The following is a 15,359-nucleotide window of genomic DNA, read 5'->3' on the forward strand; positions in this document are numbered from 1 at the left end:
GATGGTCATGCCGAGCATGCAGCCATCGGCTATGGCCTTCAAGATGGTGCAGGATACCTCAGACCCTCACGAAGGACCGCGGCTTCTTGTTGTTCCGTTTGGATTCAAGACCGAAGCATCTGGTGCGGGGTTGGGCATTGGCGCAACGTATAGTGGCTGGCCGCAGAAACAGGCTATTGTAGGCGGTGCCGCGTGGAAAACATTTGATAAGACCGATGCCATTTATCTCAACCTGACAGATTTTCAACTCCCCTTTGCCAAACGTTTTTTTGTTATGGTTCACGGGTTCGATTCTTCCTATGACAATATGGTGTCCTATGCTTCCGGCTCTGGCGGGTCGGGAAACAGTTCTGGTGAAAAGGATTTTTACAAGGGACACGGTTGGGACCAATGGGTTGAGGGAGAGTTGACCTATGTTTTGCCATGGGGACCGTTTGGTGATGATCTTATTCATACCTATACGACGAACCGTGGCCTTCTGACCGAAGGCAGTGTGTACAAAGGGACCTATGATCCCTCTGAAAGTGGGCGCAGCTACTTCAAGATTAAGCCATATTATCGGCATCGCTGGTATCGGGAGTCGACTCCGAGCAACGGGAGTGTTGAGACTGGTGGAGTTAGGTTTACCCTTGAATACGATAACACCGACTTCACTTATGACCCGTCCGAAGGCAGCAAGACCATGCTTCGGCTGTATCAGGGCGTAGACACGGGTAAGAGTGATGCGTGGACCGGTGTTGAATTCGATTTCAGTAAATATTGGGAATTGGGTGAATCTTCCTGGTTCTCCAAACAGGTGTTGGCGTTCAATTTCTGGACTGTAGATACACCCAGTTGGAATGAGCGCGATAATGGTTCCGTTACAGGGGCTTCACCGTATTTCATGGGGGCAGCTCTGGGTGGGTACACCCGTCAGCGCGGCTATCCATTTTATCGTTTCCACGACAAGGCTGCCATCAACTACGCCGTTGAATACCGTGTCATGCCAAAGTGGAATCCGCTCGGGACTTTCAATTGGTTCAAATGGTGGGAAGTGGTTCCCTTTGCCGAAGTCGGCAGAGTGGCCCCGTACTGGAGCCCTCTCGAATTGCATGGTGACATGAAAGTGTCCGCCGGTGTCGGACTGCGTGTCATGATTCTTAATTCCGTTTTGCGGTTGGATATGGCCGGAAGCAGCGAAGGCGCCAACGTCTGGGCCATGATCAACCAGACGTTTTAGTTCAGCGTTTTTTTCAACCGTAGTATCCGTTCATAAGACTGTTCGATTCGTTGTTGCGAAATCGTGCCCTTGTTGACCATCTGTTTGATGGCGGCGTGGGCTTTTTTAACGATGTCCGGGTCGTAACTCAGGTTGTTGCCGAAGAGTAGGATATCAGCTCCGGCCTTGATGGCCAGTCGGATGGCCTCTTTCTGCCCGAATTGTTCGGTGACGGCTTTCATGTTCATGTCGTCAGTGATGACCACACCGTCATAGCCGAGGTCAGTACGCAGGATGCCGGTGATGATCTTGTGTGACAGGGTGGCAGGGTATTTCGGGTCAAGATTTGCGTTGAAAATGTGCGCGGTCATGATCATTGTGGGGATGCCCTTGGCGATCAGTTCCCGGTAAGGGATCAATTCGGCTTTGGTCCATGTGTTGGTGACGTCGGTCACGCCTTTGTGACTATCCGTGCCTGCCGACCCGTGGCCGGGGAAATGTTTGAGACAGGAAAGGATGCCGCTTCGTTTCAGTTCTCCGGCAAAGAGTTCGGCGCAGCGTGTCACTTTTTGCGGATCAGCAGAAAAGCTTCGTTTCATTGTGCCGATGGCAGGGGAATCCGGGTTGACGTTGACATCCACCACGGGCGCGAAGTCGAGGTTGAATCCATTGGCAGACAAAGTTGAGCCGACCATGTACCCCGAGGTGCGTACTTTGAATTCACCGGATGCACAGATGTTTTGTGCTGAAGGTGTCGTATGGAATCCATATTCCCTTTTGAGGCGTTGAACTTTTCCGCCTTCCTGATCCACGGAAACAAAGAGCGGGATGGAGGCGAAAGATTGGAGTTGCCGATTGAGTTTCGTGACCTGATCCGGGGTTTTGACGTTGCGCTCAGGCTTGCCAAGTTCCACGTCATAATCAAAGAGCACGACACCGCCGAGATGTCGGTCGCGGATATCCAGAACAATGGGACTGTTTTTATCCACGGAATACCCACGGAAACCGGCCATGAGCATCTGACCGATCATTGTGTCGAGGTCCGCGCTCTGGGCGACAGAGGGAAGCAGGGTGAGAATCAGGGACAGGAAAGCAAGGGACAAGCTTCGTAACATGGAATCTCCGGTGTGTGTTTTGGCGACCATAGATTGCGCACGCCGTCCGCGCAAGCGGGAAACCGGTTTGCGCGAGGCGATTTTTTCCCTACACTAAAGCCATGCATTCCTCTCCCGCCAATTCCGGTTTTCTTGGTCGTGTGTTTCGGCCTGTCTGGATTGATCTTGTTCCATTCATTCGTGGTGGGGATGTGACTTGCTTATCCCATAACGAAGCAAAGCTCTGGACATTGATTCTTGCGTCTCGGCATGTGCCGTATAGGCTTCGTCGATTGTCTGCATCGCAAGGCGGGGGATATACTGTACAGGTACAGGAATGGTTTGCGGACCGGGCAAAGGGTGAGATTCTGCTCTATTTTGAAGAGAACAAGCCGGATTGGCGAAATGTCACCTTTGTGGACTTACGACCTGTCAGTGGTTTGGAGCCGACTATGTACGCCTTGGCTCTGCTCGTGCTTTTTTATTGGGTGTACAATCGGACATTCCCCGGTTTGGGTTTGTATCCCGCTCTGTGGATCAAGTTGGGCAGTGCGGACGCTGGGGCTATACTTTCCGGCGAGTGGTGGCGGTTGGCAACTGCGTTGACTTTGCACGGCAGCGGTCCGCATGTGGCGGGTAATGCAATTATTGGCGGAGTGTTTATTTGGTTGGCCTCCCGTCGACTCGGTGCCGGATTGACCTGGCTTTTGACCTTTGGCGCAGGGATTCTAGGCAACCTGTTTAATTCCATGGCCCTTGGCGTCCATCATAATGCCATCGGGTTTTCTACAGCCACTTTTGGAGCTGCAGGACTGCTTGCGGCTATCTCTTCATTTTATATGGGTGACAAGCGGTACACTTCAGACAGGGCGCGCGTTCGGCGTGTGTGTGATTTCATTCGGTCTGCACTCATTCCGTTTGGTGCGGGGCTTGGGTTGCTTGCCATGCTCGGAGCCGGTGAAGAAACGGACCTCGGGGCCCATTTATTCGGTTTTTTGTCCGGCCTTGGTCTTGGTTTTTGTACAGGTTTTATGACGAGCTGGATTGGTTTGCCGAGTAGGGTGACGGATGGCTGGTTGTATGTGACGGCCCTTGTCGTGCCGGTGTTTGCCTGGGTATGGGCATGGGTGACATGAGTTCTTGGGTTGTGCTAGGGTTCCCCACGTCGACAGTATATAATTCAGGAGTCATAAGTGGTTGAGCCTGTTGTTCAAATAGAGGGACTGACCTATTCCATAGGTGGTGTTCCCATTCTCGAAGATGTTGCACTGAGCATTGAGCGTGGAGATTATCTAGCCGTGCTTGGGCCAAACGGGGGCGGCAAGTCCACCTTGCTTAAACTCATGATCGGTTTACTCAAGCCGGATTCCGGTTCGATCCGTATTTTGGGGGCGTCTCCCGGTGAAGCCGGAGGCCGTATCGGCTATCTTCCGCAACATACGCATGTGGCGCAATCTTTTCCCATTACCGTGCTGGACGCGGTTTGCATGGGAACGGTTCAGCCTGGATTTGGCGGTATCGCGGGGTTGTTTCATCCCGGTGAGGCCAAGGACAAGGCGCGCCAGGCCCTTGCTCGCGTCAACATGCAGGATTTTGAATCGCGTAATTTGGCGCGGTTGTCCGGTGGACAGAAACAGCGCGTGTTCATTGCCCGTGCATTGGTGGATGGTCCAGAATTGCTTTTGCTTGATGAACCAACAGCCAGCGTGGATTCTTCCAGTAGAAGTTCTCTGCTCAAGCTGTTGGCCGAATTGAATGAGGAGATGACTGTCATTATGGTCAGTCACGATATTTCATCCTTGGCGTCAGGGGTTAAATCCGTTGCCTGCGTGAACAAGACCTTGCATTTTCATAGCGCACCCGTTCTCACCGGAGATATGTTTAAGATGTCCTATGGCGGCAGTGATAACGACTGCTGTCCCGTGGAACTGGTTACCCACGGACATGTGCCGCATCGGGTGCTCGGTCCCCATGGTCACGACCATGGTCCAGACAAAGGCGAGGAGTCATAATGGATATTCTCGGTTTTGAATTCATGCAGAACGCCCTGATTGCTGGGCTATTGGCGAGCGTCATTTGCGGTGTGATCGGTTCATTGGTTGTGGTCAATCGTATGGTGTTCATTTCCGGTGGCATAGCTCATGCCTCATATGGCGGGGTCGGGCTGGCCTTTTTGTTCGGCCTGCCGGTGTTGCCCGTGACAACGGCGTTTACGGTGTGCATGGCCATGATCATGGCGCTCGTCACGTTACGGGCTCGAGAGCGTGTGGATACGGTCATCGGTGTCATCTGGGCATCGGGTATGGCACTCGGTATCATCCTGCTCGATCTAACCCCCGGCTACAACGTCGATTTGATGAGCTATCTTTTCGGTTCCATTCTGGCTGTACCACGACAGGATCTTTGGCTCATGGCCGGACTGGCTTTAGTCGTTTTCGGGCTGGTGCTATTCTTTTATCGTGGTTTTCTCGTTATGAGTTTTGATGAGGAATTCGCCCGTTCTCGCGGCGTTCCCGTGGATTTTTTGTATTGTCTACTCATCGTTATGGTTGGGTTGTGCGTGGTCATGATCATCCGAGTGGTTGGCCTTATTTTGGTTATCGCCCTTTTGACTATTCCTCCGTTTATGGCGGAGCGGCGAACCCGTTCTCTCTCCCTGATGATGGTGTTGGCTACTATCCTGAGTGCTATTTTTACCGTAGTGGGCCTTTGGTTGTCCTATTCATTGGATATTACCTCAGGTGCGTCCATTATTGCCGTTGCGGCAGTGTGCTTTTTTGTCTCATTACTTATCCCCCAAAAAACAGGCTAACCCCTGTGCTCAAGGCAATTTTTGCCTCGGAATGGGTTTTGCAAAATAGAGTCAGCCGGTGTACAGGTTTTCTTGGCTGTGACCTTTATTGAAGCCAGAGAAAGGACAATGAAATTCAAGAATGATATTAAGCAGGAAGGGTACACCCGGTACCGGGGCGCAGTAGACGTTTCGGTGTACGAGTATTTCAATTGTGATTGCTCGTGGAAAGCCGAGTGGTATCTTAAGGACGGCCACTACCAGTGCTGTGGCTGCAAGGAAAAGTGTGAAACAAGAGATCCTGAAGGATTTCAAAAGTTTTTCGATTTTGGATAGATAACAAGGACAGACAATGCGACGCATCATATTCGCCATCATCGTGACTGTGCTCATGGGACTGACTGCCGGACCTGCTTTGGCCTCGGAATACGAGGACATGGACATCTGTCTGGGTAAGAAAGTTTTGGCGCGGGCTTTGTGTAAGGATCCGTTGGAAGTCAATTATGTGGCCAGGGTCCGTGACAACATCTATCTTTTTTCGGTGTTCTACGCCAAACAGGAAGCCCGTTTTGTGGTTGGCATCTCCAATAACAAGATTCGGATTCAGGGTAAGGAATTTTTGACACTGACAAAAACTCTTTCCTATGAATTTGATACCATGTCCAAATGCGGTGTGGTCAGATTCTCCTCGGTTGAGTGTCCGACCTCAGAGCCGATTGTTTGCTGTTCGGAAAAGACCGTGGAAGAAAAGTTGGATGAAAAGTTCTGGGACCGTCCCATTCCCGATCTGCTTGAAGAAGATTTGCGCAGGGCGTTGGAAGTGGATGCGCCGGATGAGGGCGAAGTACCGGGAGATGGTGCAAAGACGCCAAAGCAGTAAAGGAATATATTTCGTAAGTAATCAAAGCCTCCGTTTATGCGGAGGCTTTTTTTTGTCAAACCTGGCGAAACCAGATGAGCAGTCCGAGCAGCCCAACGGCCGGGTACATAGGCCACCATGTTTTGGTATAGGCGCATCCCACAGCAACGCCCGCGAGAACAAGCACATAAGCCCATGCTTCGACCATGCGCATGATCGAACGCCATGCATCTACCGGAACGCCTTCATGTTTGAAGGTTCGCAATGGTTCTGGTTGCTGTTGCCCTTGCGCCGAGGACCGGTGGGAGGACTGGAGCTTCTTTTTGCATCGGGTGCAATACAAAGTGTCGTCGGAGTTCTTTTCTCCGCATTTGGTGCATGTGATCACGTTGTTTATATTGCGTGTCGGCACGGGAAGGTCAAGTAGGGAATGGTCTGGGTAGTAGTTGGCTTGTCAAGCTTTCTTAATATAATATATTTTGCAAAAAACGTAGAGTTGGCATAGGGTTTGTCCCAATTTAACGAAGATTGAGGGCTACTGAGTATCATGACATTATCACCGACCAGCGGAAAAGAACGGCCTGATAAAGGGCAACGGCTGACCGCGTACCAGAGCAGACTTCGTGCTTTGAAAGAACGTTCCGCTTTGCGTGAGATTCTTGAACGGGAAATGTTGCTTGAAATAATTGCTCTCAATAGTAGCGCCATTAGCGAATATCCCATGCTGACCGCGCAACAGAACAGTGTTGTTGAGCTCTTATGCGGTCGAATTGGTCATCCTGGCTATGAGTTTATTCATACACATATAGCTGATTTTATTGTCATGCTTGCTCATTTTGAGAAGGCGGCCATTGCCGGCGATGCAGCACGTGCCGCTGAATTGCAGAGGCTGCTTTTGAATATCGAAGCTGTTTTGCTTAAGTGTGTACAGGGAATTGTTTACGGTTTGGCCCTGATCACGGACAATTTTGAAGAGATTGTGTTGCGATATTTTGGTCAGCAGGCCTTGAAGGAATATAGCTCACTTATCGAAAAGCATGAACTGGATGCGAGTTTCTGGATCGCCTTTGTAGAACAGTTTATCGCGAGTCGGGTGGCGGAAGCGCACAAAGAAATTCTTGAAGGCGATAAATACGAAATTTCCAAGGAACGAACCTTTTTAGTTATTCGGTTCCTGTTTGACGATATCCTTTCCAAGCTTAATCCTACGGATCAGATTATTGAAAAGACCCGCATACAGACGAGCTATGTCGCCAGTCGGGAGCAGCCTGAGGAACAGCAGCGCGCCAAGCTTATCCAGGCGATGCTTGCGAAAGGCTTGTCCGGTCTGTCTCAGTTTAAGCAACTGACAGCAGGGGAATTGCTCCAAGCTGCCCGTATCGCCTGTATCGATCCTGTAAGTAAGGATTTTGTGACGCAGTATCAGAAACGGATCGCCGAAGCGCGTGCGCAGAAAGAGAACCCCGGCGAGGCGGTGCGGCGAGATCCTGAAGAGGTCAAATTGGAGCAGGCTCAGTTCAAGTTTCTTTTGGATCAATTACTTGGTCTGGGCGTGGGGGCGGCCATCGCCGTCGGCATGACTGGTGAATATCTTTTCAAAGCCTTGGAGGCGTTTGTTCCTGGTCAGATCAAGGGAATTCAGCCTTTAAAAAAGGATTTTTCCATTCCTGTATTAGAAAAACTTCTCTTCTTTTTATTGGAAAGTCATACGATTCATTTGCTCAAGGAACGAGGCCGTGATGAAGGCGGTAAGATTCAGGTTCGGAGCGGACGGGCCAGACGTGTCTCCGCGCAAACCGTGGATGGTTTGGCGGGGATGTCCAAAATTAGAAAGAAAAAGTTGTTTGGGAATGACGTGACCCGTGAGGACACATTGCTTTTCAAGCCCAAAACCGCCAAGCAGATGGTTGATTCCATGTCCATGCTCAGCTTGGAACCGGAGTTACAACAGGCTTTGACAGGTCTGTGGAAACAGGCCGTATTTCGGGTGGACATAATGGTTTTGATCAATTTGGAACTGGTGGCCAGAACGACCACGAACACCTCTGCAAAACTCGCTGAGATACTGACGAAATATGGTGTTTCAAAGACTGCCTGATTGTTTTTCATAAGTCACAAAAAAGCCCCCGCATCGTTGATGCGGGGGCTTTTTTATGGTCATATTAGCGACGAAAGACGATGGTCTTATTACCGTCTACGATAACCCGGTCTTCAAGGTGCCATTTGACAGCACGTGCAAGGACATGCCGTTCAATGTCACCGCCCAGTCGTTTGAGGTCGTCCACATCATGGCTGTGGGTAACACGAATGACGTCCTGCTCAATAATCGGTCCCTCGTCCAGTTGTGCTGTGACATAGTGGGCTGTGGCTCCGATGAGCTTGACGCCGCGTTCATGCGCCCTGCGGTATGGGTCGGCTCCCACGAAGGCGGGCAGAAACGAGTGATGGATGTTGATAATTTTTTTGCTGTACTTGGTTACGAAGTCCGCTGTTAGGATTTGCATATAGCGAGCGAGAACGATGAGGTCCACCTGTTCGCCCATGAGTTCTATCATGGTATCCTCAGCCATCACCTTGTCGCGTAGGGTGGGGCCGACCGGTATATGATGGAAAGGCACTCCGAAGTGTTCGATAGCCCCTCTCAGGTCCGGGTGGTTGGAGATGACCATGGCGATATCGCATTCAAGGTCGCCTCGCTTCCAGCGCCATAAAAGTTCCATGAGAGCGTGGTCCACTTTGGAACACAAGATAACCATTTTCTTGGGTTCCCAAACCGGATTCAGGGTCCAGTCCATGACAAATCCGTTGGTGACTTCTTCTTCAAATTCGTGGCGTAGATCGTCTAGCCCATCCATGTCCAGTCCGGGCAGGAAGAATTCGTTACGCATGAAGAATCGGCCGCCTTCGGGATCAGTGGAATGCTGGTCCGAGTGGATGATATTGGCGTTTTTCTTGTGAAGATATCCGCTGACTGCGGCCACTATACCCGGTTGGTCTGGACAGGTGATGAGCAGTCTGACGGTGCTTTCTTTGGATTCGGTCATATCTGATGCCTTGTTTTTCCGTATGAAGTTTGGTCTTGCGCGGAAGAAGGCCGTGGCAAGCTGCCGCACAATGTTGGGCTGTAACGCAAAATGTGCCCGAATAAAAGTCTTTTCAAATGAGCAAATCTGGACTTGTCTGCACTTGATTGCTGCCTTATATGAATTCCTGTAAGATCAATACGCTTTGCAAGAATGAATAAGGGGAAATATATATGTCTGAATCAGCTTTGAGAAAAGTGATGGATCACTCTTCCGCAGGGTTGGCGGCCCGCAAGGCCTTTTTTGACACAAAAGCAGAACTGGTTGTCGAGATATCCCGTGCAATGGCTGTGTGTCTGGCTGGTGGCGGTAAAATCATGTTTTGCGGCAATGGTGGAAGTGCTGCGGACAGTCAACATTTGGCTGCAGAATTTACCAATCGGATTAAGTTGGAGCGTCCTGCACTGCCGGGTTTGGCTTTGACTACTGATACTTCGGCTTTGACGGCCATAGCCAACGATTACAGTTTTGATGAAGTTTTTTCCAAGCAGTTGCTCGCTTTGGGGCGTCCTGGCGATATGCTGGTTGGTTTTTCCACTTCCGGGACAAGCACCAACGTTATTCGCGCTATGCGAGAAGCCAAGAGAAATGGCATCGTCACTGTGGGGTTGACCGGGCAGAGTGGCGCGGAAATAGCTTCAGTGTCAGACTTTCTGGTTACCGTGCCATCCGGCGAAACTGCTATTATTCAGGAGATTCATATAGCGGCTGGGCATATGTTTTGCTTCCTTGTGGATCATTTCCTGTTTGAAGCCGTGTCCGAGTTGACTCCCTATTTGCCTGATCATGATGGTTAGTTCGTAGAGTTATACAATAAGAAAAAGCCCCTGCTTGATGCGGGGGCTTTTTCTGTGGATTAAAATGTCTCTCGTTTGACCCGTATGGTCAATCCTTTGTGGCGTAATCGTTGTGCTAGAGCTTGTGCCCGTTCCAGAGTCGGCACAGACGTGATGACGAGTTGCGCCATACTTTTTTCATCCCAGACCCAGATGTTCTCCGGCAGTATGATTCCTGTTTGGTCAATGGTTTTAAGCAGTCTCTCTCTGGATTTCTCTCTATTTTCAAAGGAGTCTCCATCCAGTCGTTCTCCACACGCCAAGACCCACCATCCTCGGGGGCGTAGCTTCGGATCGGTTGCCTGACCGAAGCTTTTGGCGGTCCATTGAGCTTGTTCATGACGGACGACGGCGGTCATGCGTATGATGCTTTTTTCTACTTCAGCGATATTACAGTTCATAGTCCATTCTTCTTGTGTTCAAGAGTCGGTTCTCTCTTTCAATAAAATACTCTGGAGTCAGGTGATTGGCAAGAACGGTTGTATGTTTACAGTATCTTTTTCACGCACTTGCCCCCGTGCGTGTCACCATGTATCTTAAGGCATGGTTTATCTTTCCAATCCAATTAAACGCACTCCCATGCAGCGATTTGTTCGATATTTTTTCGGAATAATTATTATCGGCTGCCTTGTCTGGGCGTTTTATTCCATCCCTTACGATATTTTACGTGAGGAACGAGCTCGACTGTATGGCGAGGAGTTAACCTCCGGCTTGGTACTTGCTGTCAGCAGTGACGAGACGGGTGGTATGCCTGACGCTCGGCTTATAGTCGAGTACAAATACGTCGACCCTGATGGGTTCGCTCGGATTGCATCAGCTCGACTGCCAAACAGTCTGTGGCAGAAATATAGTCCTGGTAAAACTGTCAAGGTTATTTATGTTCGTACTCGTCCAGATCTTGCCCGCGTACCGGGTGAGGTTGAACCACGCTTTCAGGTGTGGTTGCGTGAATTGATGGATTAGTCGGTGTTATTTATTCGTATTGTTTCGGGAATTTTTCACCCATGAGATATTCCATGGCTTCGCGGTCAATGGTCTCTGAGGCTATGAAGAATTCAAGGCCAAGTATCATGGGATGATAGGTCAGGCCATGTGGCAGTTCGTCGGCTTGTCCATGCAGAAAGCGTTCAGCTGGAATGGCTTCATTGACGGTCATGATGCCGTCTTTGTGCAGAGCGGACGGCATGACGTGGTCAAGGATGATGCCGCCGGGAAGTGTTGTCCAGAGGTGGTAAGACCCCATTTCTTCTTCACCAGTTTTGTTTTTGATCATTTTTTTGAAATGAGTTGGCGTGACAGGAAGCCGCATTTCATTGTTGATCGATACGTTGCCCATGGTGATGATTCCACCGGGGATATGAAATTTTTTTGACAGCATGTGGAACATGCCGAAGTTTACGGACATGGCTTTACCAGCACGTTCGGTAAAGGGGATGTGCCCGGTTTCTTCCACTGCATTCAGGATAGTCTGATCAATGGGGAAGGGCGTTTCGGCAACGGCGAATTCACCGAGGTTCAGTTTTTTTGTGCGAGAGGCCGCAGCTTTGAATTCTTTGAGGTAGCTCATAGGTTTGTGGGGTAGCAATTTTGCTTTTTGGGGGCAAGGGATACTTTACGATAGTTCTTTTTCGGTTTTTTCAATCAGCCTTTGGCTGATTAGTTATCTTTTTTTTATGGAATGTGTTGTGTGCATTCGCAGTGAAGGGGCAAGCGATATTTTTACAAAGGTTTCGCCTTTACGGCGACTTGCTTTTTCCGAGGTGGAAAAAAGGAGGCCCGCCCGATAGGGCATGGAAAGCCTTGGGTGCTTCAGCACCCAACAATGACTCTCGCCGAAGGCGCATCTTCCAATAAAAAAAGTGGCTCAAAGGCGACCATCCCCACTTCTTATTTCCCGTCGAGGTTTAAACCTCGACTTCTTCAAGCTCGCTGCTCCAAGCGTATTTCAAAATGTGCAAGGCCCCTGTCCGGGAGGGGACAGAGGCCTTACATTCCACTATCCTCAAGCCCAACTCCTCAATCAGGCTCAAGAAATACTATAAACTTAATTACACAAACAATCGCTGAACACCACGCGGTCAGTGTATTCGGCCTGCTTCCCCTTGTTCCAACGGGAAACTGGGCGATAGTAACCAACAATACGGGTGTAAACTTCGGCTTCTTCTCCGCAGGTCGGACATTCGAAGTGTTCACCCAGAATGTAACCATGTTCTTTGCAGATGGAGAAGGTTGGCGTGACCGAGACATACGGAATCTTGGTTTTGGTAAACGCTTTTAGAATGAAGTTTTTGAGCGCCGTTGGATCGGGGACAGCTTCGCCGAGGAAAGTGTGGAACACTGTGCCGCCGGTATACAGCGGTTGGAGTTGATTCTGGTGTTCCAATGCGTACAACACATCTTCAGATATACCCACGGGCAATTGCGTCGAGTTGGTGTAGTAGGGGGTGCCATTTCCCTGCGTCTGGATGTCGGCGTACAATGCCTTGTCGATCTTGGCCAGTCGGTAACTGGTGCCTTCGGCGGGCGTGGCTTCAAGATTGTACAGGGAGCCTGTTTCTTCCTGAAAACGGGAAGTAATCCGGCGCAGATGATTTAAGGTGCGGCGCATCAGTCGGACACCACCTTCGGTTTCGATACCCTTGCCGATGAGATTCAGACAGGCTTCATGACCACCGAGTAAGCCGATGGTGGAAAAGTGTCCCTTGTAGTCGTTCTTGAGATACCGTTTGGACCACGGGAACATACCTGCTTCGAGGTTGCCGGTGATAATTTTACGTTTGTATTCAAGTGAATCCTTGGCCAACTCAGCATACTCTTCAACCAGATCAAGGAAATCGTCCTCTGACTGTGCCAGATAGGCGAGTTTGGGCAGGTTCAGGGTGACAACACCTATGGAACCAGTCAGATCGCCGGCACCGAACAGACCTCCGGTCTTGGTACGCAGTTCGCGCAAATCCATTTGGAGGCGGCAGCACATGGAACGCACATCCTCGGGATTAAGGTCCGAGCTGATGAAGTTTTGGAAGTATGGGACGCCATATTTGGCGGTCAGCTTCATGAGAGATGTGCCGATTTCAGATTCCCACGGGAAATCTTCAGTGACGTTGTAGGTCGGTATCGGGAAAGAGAAAATTCGGTCATGGTGGTCGCCTTCGAGCATAACCTCGATGTAGGCTTGGTTGATCATGTTCATCTCTTTCTGGAAATCTCCGTAAGTCAACTCATCATCATACCTGCCGCCAACAATAATCGGTTCGGAAGCTATATGTTTGGGAGCCACCAGATCAAAAGAAAGGTTGGTGAACGGTGACTGACCGCCCCAGCGAGAAGTGGTGTTGAGATTGAATACGAACTTTTGCATGCACTGACGAACCTGTTTGTAGTTTAGGCCATCTTCCCTGATGTAAGGGGCGAGGTAAGTGTCGACGTTATTGAACGCCTGTGCACCAGCCCATTCATTTTGCAATGTGCCGAGGAAGTTGTTCATCTGACCGAGCGCGGTATCGAAGTGTTTGGCCGGACCTGCAGAAGCACGTCCTTCAAGGTTGAAACCTTCAAGGAGGAGGTCGCGCAGGGACCAACCCGCGCAGTATCCCGCTAGGCCGAACGAAAGATCATGTATATGGAAATAGCCGTGTTCGTGAGCGAGTCGGATTTCCTCAGGATATTTTTCCAGTGCGTACCGTGCTTGAACCGTACCGGACAGGTGAAGCATCAGGCCCTGAAATGAATGGGTCATATTGGCGTTTTCATTAACGCGCCAGTCTGCCTGATCAAGGTATGAATCAATGACATCCTTGATGTTGAGATATGCTTCTTTTTCGCTGCGGAGTTGACGACGCTGTTCGCGATAGAGAATATATTTTTTGGCTATTTCATACTGTCGAGATTCCATAAGAATCTGCTCGACCATATTTTGGACATGTTCCTGTTCAGGGATGTCCATATGGCTGAGTCTCTGTTCAACTTTTTTGGCAAGGCGTTTGGAGAGAATCGGGTCCTTAATGCCGCTGGCACTGAGGGCTTTAAAAATGGCTTGGGCGATGCGATCAGATGACCACGTCTCCAACCGGCCGTCTCTCTTCATGATTTGGCTTGGCATGCTCTTGCTTCCTCCTGGGGGGCACAAATTTCTGAATAGTCAACTCATATCCTTGCGGCAGATAACCTCGTGCAACATCAAGGTCGGCCTCAGTCAGGCCGGGAACCTGTGTGCAACGGAAATAAAAGGAGTCGGTCGTTGTTTTAGCCATTTCAAAGATGCGCTGCATGTTGGCCTGCGCTGCGATCTCGGACACGGCGTGACCGGTCAGGGAAGGGTATTTGGCCCATGGGCCTTTGACATCCACGGCAAAGGTGTCGACGAGTTTGCTGTGCAGCAGATCCTGCACGACCTCGGGGCGCATACCGTTGGTGTCCATCTTGATAGGCAAATTATATTTTTTGAGCTCCCACAACAGTTCTCCCACACTGGCAACCGTTGTCGGCTCTCCTCCGGTGACAGTCACTCCGTCGAGCCATCCTGCGCGGTCCCTGAGGTAGGACTTGATGTGGACCGGATCGATGGCAGGGAGGGATGTCATGTCCCACGCAAGCTCAAAATTGTGGCATGTAGGGCAATGCAGGTTACATCCACCTAAAAAGATGATGCACGTGGCTCGTCCTGGCCAGTCACAGAGACTCAGATTCTCAAAGCCTCGAACGTAGTTCCAAACCCCTGCGGGTTTATTCATAGCCATTTTTACTATTCCCTTGCAGCCGACAAACCGGTCTGCGTGACATAAAATTCAGTATTTACAGACACCCTTGATCAGGGCGTGAATCCCGCTCATGCACAGGCGTATTTCAATGGGGAAAATGTCGCTGGCACGTGATGGGAAAGATATCCCAACCGAGGGATTTTGTACAGGGGGTATCTGATAAATATTTGGTTACTCTGCTGAATATGCAGAGATATGGACGATTATTGCCAATTTGTTATAGTTCACAAAAGTTTTCCACAGGTATAAAATATGACAAGGATTGAAATGTTTAACTTTTTTTTAGATTAAGTTTAGAAAAAATGTTTTTCAATTTCGATGGAATCGGTTTTCGACAGGAGGGAGAGGGGGGATGGGTGGAAGAAAATGATCCCCTCAAGATCAAAGTGAATTACCACAAGGCTTGCCGGTTGGGAAGCCCCAAAAAGGCGAATTCCACAGGGAAAAGAACATTGCATTTGTGGTTTTTTCCCGGTTCGCGACAAACTCCCAAAGCCCTAAGGTCAAGTTGTTGTCAAACGATTTCTCGCTGTTTTTTCTGTTATTTTGTGGCACGAGTTTTGATTGAGAGAAATTCTGTTTTGGTTATTCCGTTCAGAGTAAAGTTGTCTTTGCTGAAAGGTCTGGTAGGTTTCAGTGTCTGTTGAGTGCCATGTGTGTATCCATTAGCCAATGGAGTCGATAATTTTGAATTGAGGACCTGAGTAGGGTGATATCTCCGCCGATCTCTTTGACAAT

16 protein-coding genes are annotated in these 15,359 nt (G+C 49.8%); 9 read left to right on the forward strand and 7 right to left on the reverse strand.

Features of this window, described 5'->3' with window-relative positions; all coding sequences use genetic code 11:
* The first annotated feature begins 7 nt into the window (after positions 1–7).
* Complete coding sequence (locus SYK_RS16640; RefSeq protein WP_281761391.1) at positions 8–1,219, forward strand: BamA/TamA family outer membrane protein; 1,212 nt, start codon at positions 8–10, stop codon at positions 1,217–1,219.
* Here SYK_RS16640 and SYK_RS16645 read toward each other — a convergent pair.
* Complete coding sequence (locus SYK_RS16645) at positions 1,216–2,313, reverse strand: glycoside hydrolase family 3 protein (RefSeq protein WP_281761392.1); 1,098 nt, start codon at positions 2,311–2,313, stop codon at positions 1,216–1,218. The two genes, SYK_RS16640 and SYK_RS16645, sit on opposite strands and share 4 nt — an antisense overlap.
* A gap of 101 nt (positions 2,314–2,414) precedes the next feature.
* Between SYK_RS16645 and SYK_RS16650 the strand changes: the two genes are divergently transcribed.
* From SYK_RS16650 to SYK_RS16670, 5 genes are all read left to right on the forward strand, one after another.
* A complete protein-coding gene (locus SYK_RS16650; protein WP_281761393.1) occupies positions 2,415–3,428 on the forward strand; it encodes a rhomboid family intramembrane serine protease in 1,014 nt (337 codons plus the stop codon).
* A 57-nt stretch (positions 3,429–3,485) separates the two neighbouring features.
* The gene (locus SYK_RS16655) at positions 3,486–4,304 is read left to right on the forward strand and encodes a metal ABC transporter ATP-binding protein (RefSeq protein ID WP_281761394.1); all 819 of its coding nucleotides are present in this window, start codon (positions 3,486–3,488) and stop codon (positions 4,302–4,304) included.
* Positions 4,304–5,104, forward strand: a complete 801-nt coding sequence (locus tag SYK_RS16660) for a metal ABC transporter permease (protein ID WP_281761395.1) — start codon at positions 4,304–4,306, stop codon at positions 5,102–5,104. Before SYK_RS16655 ends, SYK_RS16660 begins: the two co-directional genes overlap by 1 nt.
* 108 nt (positions 5,105–5,212) lie before the next feature.
* Positions 5,213–5,419 carry a DNA-binding protein gene (locus tag SYK_RS16665; RefSeq protein WP_281761396.1) on the forward strand — a complete coding sequence of 69 codons (207 nt, stop codon included), beginning with the start codon at positions 5,213–5,215 and terminating at the stop codon, positions 5,417–5,419.
* Positions 5,420–5,435: 16 nt separating this feature from the next.
* A complete protein-coding gene (locus tag SYK_RS16670) occupies positions 5,436–5,963 on the forward strand; it encodes a hypothetical protein (protein ID WP_281761397.1) in 528 nt (175 codons plus the stop codon).
* Positions 5,964–6,018: 55 nt separating this feature from the next.
* Here the strand turns inward: SYK_RS16670 and SYK_RS16675 are convergent, their stop codons facing one another.
* A complete protein-coding gene (locus SYK_RS16675; RefSeq protein WP_281761398.1) occupies positions 6,019–6,330 on the reverse strand; it encodes a zinc ribbon domain-containing protein in 312 nt (103 codons plus the stop codon).
* 159 nt (positions 6,331–6,489) lie between these two features.
* Between SYK_RS16675 and SYK_RS16680 the strand changes: the two genes are divergently transcribed.
* Entirely contained in the window at positions 6,490–8,040 is a 1,551-nt protein-coding gene (locus SYK_RS16680) for a hypothetical protein (RefSeq protein WP_281761399.1), read from the forward strand.
* 64 nt (positions 8,041–8,104) lie between these two features.
* Here SYK_RS16680 and purU read toward each other — a convergent pair whose 3' ends face one another.
* On the reverse strand, positions 8,105–8,986 hold the full coding sequence (gene purU, locus SYK_RS16685; RefSeq protein WP_281761400.1) for a formyltetrahydrofolate deformylase: 882 nt from the start codon (positions 8,984–8,986) through the stop codon (positions 8,105–8,107).
* A 212-nt stretch (positions 8,987–9,198) separates the two neighbouring features.
* Here purU and SYK_RS16690 point away from each other — a divergent pair, with 212 nt between their 5' ends.
* Positions 9,199–9,822, forward strand: a complete 624-nt coding sequence (locus SYK_RS16690) for a D-sedoheptulose 7-phosphate isomerase (RefSeq protein ID WP_281761401.1) — start codon at positions 9,199–9,201, stop codon at positions 9,820–9,822.
* Between the two features lie 59 nt (positions 9,823–9,881).
* Here SYK_RS16690 and SYK_RS16695 read toward each other — a convergent pair whose 3' ends face one another.
* Positions 9,882–10,262, reverse strand: coding sequence for a hypothetical protein (locus SYK_RS16695; protein WP_281761402.1), 381 nt, complete (start codon positions 10,260–10,262; stop codon positions 9,882–9,884).
* Positions 10,263–10,440: 178 nt separating this feature from the next.
* Between SYK_RS16695 and SYK_RS16700 the strand changes: the two genes are divergently transcribed.
* A complete protein-coding gene (locus tag SYK_RS16700; protein ID WP_281761403.1) occupies positions 10,441–10,824 on the forward strand; it encodes a hypothetical protein in 384 nt (127 codons plus the stop codon).
* Positions 10,825–10,834: 10 nt separating this feature from the next.
* Here the strand turns inward: SYK_RS16700 and SYK_RS16705 are convergent, their stop codons facing one another.
* The 3 genes from SYK_RS16705 to SYK_RS16715 all read right to left on the reverse strand — a co-directional run bounded on the left by SYK_RS16705 (position 10,835) and on the right by SYK_RS16715 (position 14,594).
* The gene (locus tag SYK_RS16705) at positions 10,835–11,428 is read right to left on the reverse strand and encodes a hypothetical protein (RefSeq protein ID WP_281761404.1); all 594 of its coding nucleotides are present in this window, start codon (positions 11,426–11,428) and stop codon (positions 10,835–10,837) included.
* A 477-nt stretch (positions 11,429–11,905) separates the two neighbouring features.
* The gene (locus tag SYK_RS16710; protein ID WP_281761405.1) at positions 11,906–13,963 is read right to left on the reverse strand and encodes a ribonucleoside triphosphate reductase; all 2,058 of its coding nucleotides are present in this window, start codon (positions 13,961–13,963) and stop codon (positions 11,906–11,908) included.
* On the reverse strand, positions 13,911–14,594 hold the full coding sequence (locus SYK_RS16715) for an anaerobic ribonucleoside-triphosphate reductase activating protein (RefSeq protein WP_281763288.1): 684 nt from the start codon (positions 14,592–14,594) through the stop codon (positions 13,911–13,913). The genes SYK_RS16710 and SYK_RS16715 overlap by 53 nt, the downstream gene beginning before the upstream one ends.
* Positions 14,595–15,359 lie beyond the last annotated feature (765 nt).

The organism is Pseudodesulfovibrio nedwellii, assembly GCF_027923765.1.
Classification (GTDB): domain Bacteria; phylum Desulfobacterota; class Desulfovibrionia; order Desulfovibrionales; family Desulfovibrionaceae; genus Pseudodesulfovibrio; species Pseudodesulfovibrio nedwellii.

Coding starts and splice junctions, on each gene's coding strand:
- SYK_RS16640 (WP_281761391.1), top strand. CDS start 8: ATGCCGAGCATGCAGCCATCGGCTATGGCCTTCAAGATGGTGCAGGAT.
- SYK_RS16645 (WP_281761392.1), bottom strand. CDS start 2,313: ATGTTACGAAGCTTGTCCCTTGCTTTCCTGTCCCTGATTCTCACCCTG.
- SYK_RS16650 (WP_281761393.1), top strand. CDS start 2,415: ATGCATTCCTCTCCCGCCAATTCCGGTTTTCTTGGTCGTGTGTTTCGG.
- SYK_RS16660 (WP_281761395.1), top strand. CDS start 4,304: ATGGATATTCTCGGTTTTGAATTCATGCAGAACGCCCTGATTGCTGGG.
- SYK_RS16665 (WP_281761396.1), top strand. CDS start 5,213: ATGAAATTCAAGAATGATATTAAGCAGGAAGGGTACACCCGGTACCGG.
- SYK_RS16670 (WP_281761397.1), top strand. CDS start 5,436: ATGCGACGCATCATATTCGCCATCATCGTGACTGTGCTCATGGGACTG.
- SYK_RS16680 (WP_281761399.1), top strand. CDS start 6,490: ATGACATTATCACCGACCAGCGGAAAAGAACGGCCTGATAAAGGGCAA.
- purU (WP_281761400.1), bottom strand. CDS start 8,986: ATGACCGAATCCAAAGAAAGCACCGTCAGACTGCTCATCACCTGTCCA.
- SYK_RS16690 (WP_281761401.1), top strand. CDS start 9,199: ATGTCTGAATCAGCTTTGAGAAAAGTGATGGATCACTCTTCCGCAGGG.
- SYK_RS16695 (WP_281761402.1), bottom strand. CDS start 10,262: ATGAACTGTAATATCGCTGAAGTAGAAAAAAGCATCATACGCATGACC.
- SYK_RS16700 (WP_281761403.1), top strand. CDS start 10,441: ATGCAGCGATTTGTTCGATATTTTTTCGGAATAATTATTATCGGCTGC.
- SYK_RS16705 (WP_281761404.1), bottom strand. CDS start 11,428: ATGAGCTACCTCAAAGAATTCAAAGCTGCGGCCTCTCGCACAAAAAAA.
- SYK_RS16710 (WP_281761405.1), bottom strand. CDS start 13,963: ATGCCAAGCCAAATCATGAAGAGAGACGGCCGGTTGGAGACGTGGTCA.
- SYK_RS16715 (WP_281763288.1), bottom strand. CDS start 14,594: ATGAATAAACCCGCAGGGGTTTGGAACTACGTTCGAGGCTTTGAGAAT.